4 protein-coding genes and 1 pseudogene are annotated in these 6,544 nt (G+C 66.1%); 2 read left to right on the top strand and 3 right to left on the bottom strand.

Annotated elements, in window-relative coordinates:
• Positions 1-205 precede the first annotated feature (205 nt).
• Together Q7W02_23115 and Q7W02_23110 are read right to left on the bottom strand one after the other, a co-directional pair.
• The gene (locus Q7W02_23115; GenBank protein ID MDO8479027.1) at positions 206-1,426 is read right to left on the bottom strand and encodes an acyltransferase family protein; all 1,221 of its coding nucleotides are present in this window, start codon (positions 1,424-1,426) and stop codon (positions 206-208) included.
• A 166-nt stretch (positions 1,427-1,592) separates the two neighbouring features.
• Positions 1,593-2,801 carry a PLP-dependent aminotransferase family protein gene (locus Q7W02_23110; GenBank protein ID MDO8479026.1) on the bottom strand — a complete coding sequence of 403 codons (1,209 nt, stop codon included), beginning with the start codon at positions 2,799-2,801 and terminating at the stop codon, positions 1,593-1,595.
• A gap of 28 nt (positions 2,802-2,829) precedes the next feature.
• On the opposite strand from Q7W02_23110, the gene Q7W02_23105 reads away from it, so the two are divergent.
• Entirely contained in the window at positions 2,830-4,788 is a 1,959-nt protein-coding gene (locus Q7W02_23105; GenBank protein ID MDO8479025.1) for a VWA domain-containing protein, read from the top strand.
• 28 nt (positions 4,789-4,816) lie between these two features.
• Positions 4,817-5,410: pseudogene (locus Q7W02_23100) on the top strand (carbohydrate ABC transporter permease).
• 148 nt (positions 5,411-5,558) lie between these two features.
• Here the strand turns inward: Q7W02_23100 and corA are convergent.
• The gene (gene corA, locus Q7W02_23095; GenBank protein MDO8479024.1) at positions 5,559-6,536 is read right to left on the bottom strand and encodes a magnesium/cobalt transporter CorA; all 978 of its coding nucleotides are present in this window, start codon (positions 6,534-6,536) and stop codon (positions 5,559-5,561) included.
• Positions 6,537-6,544: the final 8 nt, after the last annotated feature.

Here is a 6,544-nt window from a genome sequence, read left to right as displayed (position 1 = left end):
CCACGCCAAGCCCCACCCAGCAACGCGCCTACGACCTGCTCAAGACGATCACGGTGTAGACAGAACCCTGCAGGCCGTCTGTGAGCTATCTCCACGAATCAACGACCAATCTCGCTAAGGTGACGCAGGAACTTCAGCTTAGGAGTCCGCATAACTGCAAAACTTTCGGTCGAACTGCTTCCCGACCTCGCAGAAACCTGCCTTGTCACAGCCGCCGCCTGACCGGGTACCTCCGACCGTTCAGGATCGCGCCCACCCACGTGGACCGGACAAGAACATGATAGCTCGCAAGGAGGGTGGGGACCGAAGCCGCGAGGACGACCAGCGCTTTTACCGCCGGTGTCCAGCCTGTCCCCGCCACCGCGATCTGAAAGACGAGGAGGACCGGCATGTGCATCAGGTAGAGCCAGTAGGAGGAGTCCGAGAGATAGCGGATCCACGGGACCGGCCGCTCGAGGTAGCGGAGGAAGAGGCCCGTGAAGCCGAAGATGAAGAGCCACATCGAGAGCCCAAGAAACCAGGCGCTCCCCAGGAACCAGAGGTGCGTATGGCTTGCGGTCGACTGCGCGCGATGCCAGAGGAAGTAGAAGCCGAGCAATGCCGCCGCGAGCCCGAGCACGAGGACAATCGGAAGCCGCGGAAGGCGGAGGAGGGTCGGGAGAAGATCCGCGTTCCGGTAGAGGAGCCAGCCGGAGGCGAAGAAGACGAGGTAGATGATGACGATCTTCGCCTCGGGGACAAAGCCCGACGGATCATCGAGCACGCCCTCCTGCATGAAGCAGAGGGCGGGGAAGGTGATGGCGGCGAGGACGAGGGGCCCGAGCGGCGAGATCAGGACCGCCCGAAAAGTTCGCTCTATCTTTGCGACGAGAGCCGGCAGTCGCCGAGCGAGGGGAATGACGGCGAGGGCGATCGCATAGAAGATGAGGAGGTATTCGAGGAACCAGAGATGCATCGGGTCGACGTGGCGCAGGACTTCTCCCGAGCTGAAGAACTGCAGGTACTTCAGCGGGATGGTCCGCGGCTCTTCCAGGTTCGTGGCCACAGTCACGAGGGCTGCGACCAGGGGGAAGAGCACCGCCCATCCCGCGGCGAACGGGAGCAGAATGCGGACCACCCGGTTCCTGAGGAAGCCGGCCGGGCCGCGCTGCTCGAGCAGGAGCGCGGCGAAGAAGCCCGCCATGACGTAGAAAACGGGCATCCGGAAGGCGTGGATGAGTCCAAGGCTCAGATCGAACACCGCCGTCGTCGAGCCGTCCTTCCAGGGCCAGCTGCCGTGGCGGGAGAAGGCCACCGCCGCATGGAGGTAGATCCCGAGGAGCATCATCGTGCCCCGGAGAGCGTCGAGGGAGTGGTAGCGGGGCGACTGGACGGGCAGCGCGCGGGGGGGAGGGAATTCCCGATGTCTGTCCAGGACCGTGGCCATCGGACCCATACTGCTCAGATGAAAGCGACACGGTCAAGACTTGGCCAGGACGGCAGGCACTGCGGGAGGCGAAAAAAGAACTAGAACGAGCGGATGAGGCGCTCGACCCGTTCGTCGTGACTCTGGAACGGGTCCTTGCAGAGGACAATCTCGTGAGACTTCACAGCTAGCGCGCGTTCTTGATGGCCTGGGCGATCAGCTTCGCGCCCTCGTAGTTGCGATCGGGCGGCTCCCAGCTGTACGCGAGGCGGATGAACCCCTCGCCCCCGCCGTTGGCGTAGAAGGCCGGTCCCCACGTGAACTGGATGCCCGACTTGACCGCCGCCTCCCGGAGCCGCTCGATCTTGGTCCCCGTGGGTAGCTTGATCCAGATGAAGAAGCCGCCCTCCGGCTTGCTGATCTCGACGTCGGTGCCTTCGAGCACTTCCCACAGGCCCTTCAGCATCGCGTCGCGCTTCAACCGGTAGATGTCAACCAGGCGCGCGACGTGCGGCACGAGGTTCTCGCGCATGTAGAAGGTCGCCACGCGCGAGACGTAGGGGTTGACGCCGCCGCCGAAGAGAAAGCCCTGGAAAGCCGGGATCATCTGGCGCGGCGCGCAGAGCCAGCCGAGTCTGACGCCCGCGCCCAGGATCTTCGACAGCGTGCCCGCGCGGATGACCCGCCCGCCCTTGTCGAGCGCGTAGAGCGACGGGTGCGCCTGCCCCTCGAAGCGCAACTCGCCGTAGGCGTCGTCTTCCAGGATCAGCGTGTCGTACTCGTGCGCCAGCGCGATCAGCTCCTCGCGCCGCCGGCGCGACATGGTCGGCCCCGCGGGGTTCTGGAAGTTGACGATGGTGTAGATGAGCTTGCAGCGCTTGCCCTCGCTCCTGAGTTTCTCGAGCTGCTGCCGCGCGACGGCCGTGTCCATGCCTTCCGCGTCCAGCGGCACGTCGAGCACGCGCGCGCCGTGGCGGCGGATCGTCGCCAGCGTGCCGGAGAAGGTCGGCGCCTCGCTGAGGATCGGGTCGCCCACGTCCACGAAGGCGCTGAAGGCCAGCGAGAGCGCGTGCCCCGAGCCGTTCGAGATAATGATGTCGTCCGTCGGGACCTCGAGGTTCTCGAAGAGCCGGTACTTGTGGGCGACCAGCTCGCGCAGGCCCTTGTAGCCCTGCGGCTCGCCGTAGGACAGCGCCGGCGCGCCCTCGGCCTTCATCACGTCGGCCGTGGCTTCGACCATGCCCTCGTAAGGAAAGGACGAGGGATCCGGGTGGCCGCCACCGAATTCGAAGAGCGCTTCGGCCACGGGGCGCGCGGGCGGGGCGGAGGCGCCCCAACCGATCCGGGCGCGGGTGGACAGGAGGTCGTCGAGACGGGGGTTCGTTCGAGTGGTCATGGGTGGTAGCATACGTCAACTCCCGGCCATGGCGAGACTCAGCCGATATTCCCGCTGGGACGGCACCCAGGCCGTCCCCGACCTCGACGCCGACCAGCTCCTGTCGGCCATGTCGGACGACTTGCTCGCCGACGGCGATCTCTGGAACGCCTTCCGCCGCCTCTTCCAGCGCGGCGCGCAGGATCCGCAGGGCGGCCGCATGCCGGGGCTCCAGGATCTCCTCAAGCGCCTCAAGCAGGAGCGCCAGCAGCGCCTCGAGCAGTACGACATGGGCTCGGTGCTCGAGGACATCAAGAAGCAGCTCGCCGACATCCTCAAGACCGAGCGCGCGGGCATCGAGCGCGACGTGCCTCCGGGGGCCCAGCAGGAGCAGAAGCTCCAGCGTCTCGACGCGATGCCGCCCGACCCCGCGGGGCAGATCAAGGCGCTCCAGGACTACCCGTTCACGGATGCCGAGGCGAAGCGCAAGTTCGACGAGCTGATGAAATCGCTCCAGGAGCAGATGCTCAAGCCCTTCATGCAGGGCATGCAGCAGGGGCTCCAGAACCTGACGCCGGAAGACTTGAAGCGCATGCGGGAGATGATGCGGGATCTGAACAACATGCTACGCGAGCGTGCCCAGGGGGGCGAGCCGGATTTCCAGGCTTTCAAAGCCAAGTGGGGACAGAACTTCCCGATGGTGGACAGCCTCGACCAGCTGCTCGTGCAGATGGGCAAGCAGATGGGCCAGATGCAGTCGCTGATGCAGAGCCTCACGCCGGGCCAGCGCCAGCAGCTCCAGGACATGATGCAGTCGCTCTTCGCGAAAGACGAGCGGCTCGAGGCCGAGATGGCCCAGCTCGCCATGAACCTCGAAGACCTCCTGCCCATGGACGCGCTCCGCCGGCCGTACGACTTCAAGGGCGACGAGAACCTGTCCATGAAAGAGGCCATGCGCGTCATGGAAGAGCTCCAGCAGATGGACCAGCTCGAGCGCCAGCTGAGGCGCGCGAAGGACCCGGGCGACCTGGACAAGATCGACGAATCCGAAGTCGAGCGGCTCCTGGGCGAGGAGGCCGCGCGCGATCTCCAGAAGCTCCGCGAGCTCGCGAAGAAGCTTGAGGAGGCCGGATACCTCGAGAACAAGGGCGGGAAGCTCCAGCTGACGGCACGGGCCATCCGCAAGATCGGCGACAAAGCGCTCCGCGACGTCTTCGACCACCTCAAGCGCGACCGCTTCGGGCGCCACGCCGTCTCGCGCCGCGGCGCCGGCGGTGACCGCACCGACGACGCCAAGCGCTACGAGTTCGGCGACCCCTTCCTGCTCGACCTGCGCGGCACGCTCATGCACGCGGTCGAGCGCGGCGGCGCGGGCACGCCCGTCCGGCTCTCGCCGGATGACTTCGAGGTCTGGCGCACCGAGCTTTCGACGCAGGCGGCCACGGTCGTCCTGCTCGATCTCAGCCGCTCGATGCTCTACAACGGCTGCTTCCTGCCGGCCAAGAAGGTGGCGCTGGCGCTCCACGCCCTGATCCGCGGCCAGTTCCCGCGCGACAGCCTGCACATCGTGGGCTTCTCGCTCTACGCGCGCGAGTTCAGCGCGGCGGAGCTGCCCGAGCTGTCCCCCAGCGGGACCAACATCGGCACCAACATGCACGCGGCCTTCATGCTCGCCCGCACGCTCCTCGGGCGCCAGAAGGGCGGCAACAAGCAGATCATCATGATTACCGACGGCGAGCCGACGGCGCACATGGAGGGCGGCGAGGCGGAGTTCTCCTACCCGCCGACGCGGCGGACGCTCCAGGAGACGCTCAAGGAAGTCCAGCGCTGCACGCGCGAGGGCATCACCATCAATACCTTCATGCTCGAGCGGAGCGCGATGCTGGCGGCGTTCGTCGAGCAGATGACGAAGATCAACCGCGGCCGCGCGTTCTTCGCCACCCCGGAGCGCCTCGGCGAGTACGTCCTCGTGGACTACGTCAGCAACAAGCGCCGCGCCGCCTCGTAGCCGGACCCCCGAGTGTCGGCGATCTCCGTCCATGACCCTGGCGGCCCAGCTCGTCCTCTGCACGCTGGCGGCCTACGCCTTCGCGCGCTTCACCTTCCGCGGGCGCGATGTCGCCTTCATGCTCGTGCTGGTTCAGCTGATGATCATGCCCGACGTGCTGATCGTGGAAAACTACCGGACAATGAGCCGGCTGGGCATCCTCGACACGCTCGTCGCCATCGGCCTGCCCTACATGGCCTCGGCCTTCGGCTTCTTCCTCCTGCGTCAGACCTTCAAGACGGTGCCGAAGGAGCTAGATGAAGCCGCGCGAGTCGAAGGCGCCGGGCCGCTCGAAGTGCTCTGGAAGGTCTACGTGCCGCTCGCCAAGCCCGTCTACGTCGCCTACGGGCTCGTGTCGGTCAGCTACCACTGGAACAACTTCCTCTGGCCGCTCATCGTCACCAACTCGGTCAACTCGCGGCCGCTGACGGTGGGACTGCAGATCTTCTCGTCGGGCGATCAGGGCGTGGACTGGTCCATCATCACCGCGGCGACCCTCATGACATCCGGCCCGCTACTGATCGGCTTCCTGCTCTTCCAGCGCCAGTTCGTCCAGAGCTTCATGCGCGCCGGCATCCGCTGAATGGATCGGGGTCAGGTCTTGCATTCATACATTGCCAGCCAGACCCGACCGCGGCGAGCGATCATCGGTCCAGACTTGGTGTCGTATTTCAAGACCTGACCCCAGCTCCCGGAACGGGCATCCCGAATGCGCAATCCGTCCAACAAGGTCAGAGCCAGCCGGAGCGCTTGAACCGGTAGTAGAGATAGACGCAGACCACGGTCAGGCCGGCCATGACCGCCGGGTAGCCGTAGCGCCACTCGAGCTCCGGCATGAACTTGAAGTTCATCCCGTAGACGCCCGCGACCATGGTCGGCACGCCGATGATAGCCGCCCAGCCCGCAAGCTTCTTCATCGCGTCGTTCTGCGACACGGCGGTCAGGGACAGATGCGCCTCGAGGGCGCCCGTCAGCAGCTCGCGCAGGGTGTCCACGTGCTCGTTGATCCGGATCGCGTGGTCGTAGACGTCGCGGAAGTACGGCCGCGTGTCCTCGTGGATCAGCGGCATATCGAAGCGCACGAGCCGGTTGCACACGTCCACGAGCGGTGACACGGCCCGCTTGACTTCGACCAGGTTGCGCTTGAGGTCGTAGATGCGCTGGACGGTCTTCCGGTCGAAGGTCTCGCTGAAGATCTCGTCCTCGAGGCGCTCGAGCTGGTCCCCCAGGGTGTCCAGGACCGGGAAGTAGTGATCCACGATGAAATCCATGACGGCGTAGAGCACGAAGCCCGGCCCCTTGGCCAGGAGCGCCGGGGTGCTCTCGCAGCGCGTCCGGACGGCGGCGTAGGCGGGCGTGTCTCCGTGCCGGATGGAGACGATATAGCGCGGTCCCAGGAACAGGTGCGTCTCGCCCAGCTCGATGCGCTCCTGATCTGACGTCAGGATCGCCGGGCGCAGCACGACGAAGACCGAGTCGCCGTACTGCTCGAGCTTGGGCCGCTGGTGGGCAAGCTGGGCGTCCTCGACCGCCAGGTCGTGGAGCCCGAACTCCTTCTGGATCTGCTGGAGCAGCTCGGGGGAGGGGTCGTGCAGGCCGACCCACACGAAGACGCCGGGCTCCTTGAGAACCTCGCTGATGTCCGGGATCTCGACGTCGCGCACGCGGCGGCCTTCCGCATAGGCAACACAGGCGACCACACCCTCCATCGCGAACG

The organism is Candidatus Rokuibacteriota bacterium, assembly GCA_030647435.1.
Taxonomy (GTDB): Bacteria; Methylomirabilota; Methylomirabilia; order Rokubacteriales; family CSP1-6; genus AR37.
This window is presented reverse-complemented; position numbering and strand designations above follow the sequence as displayed.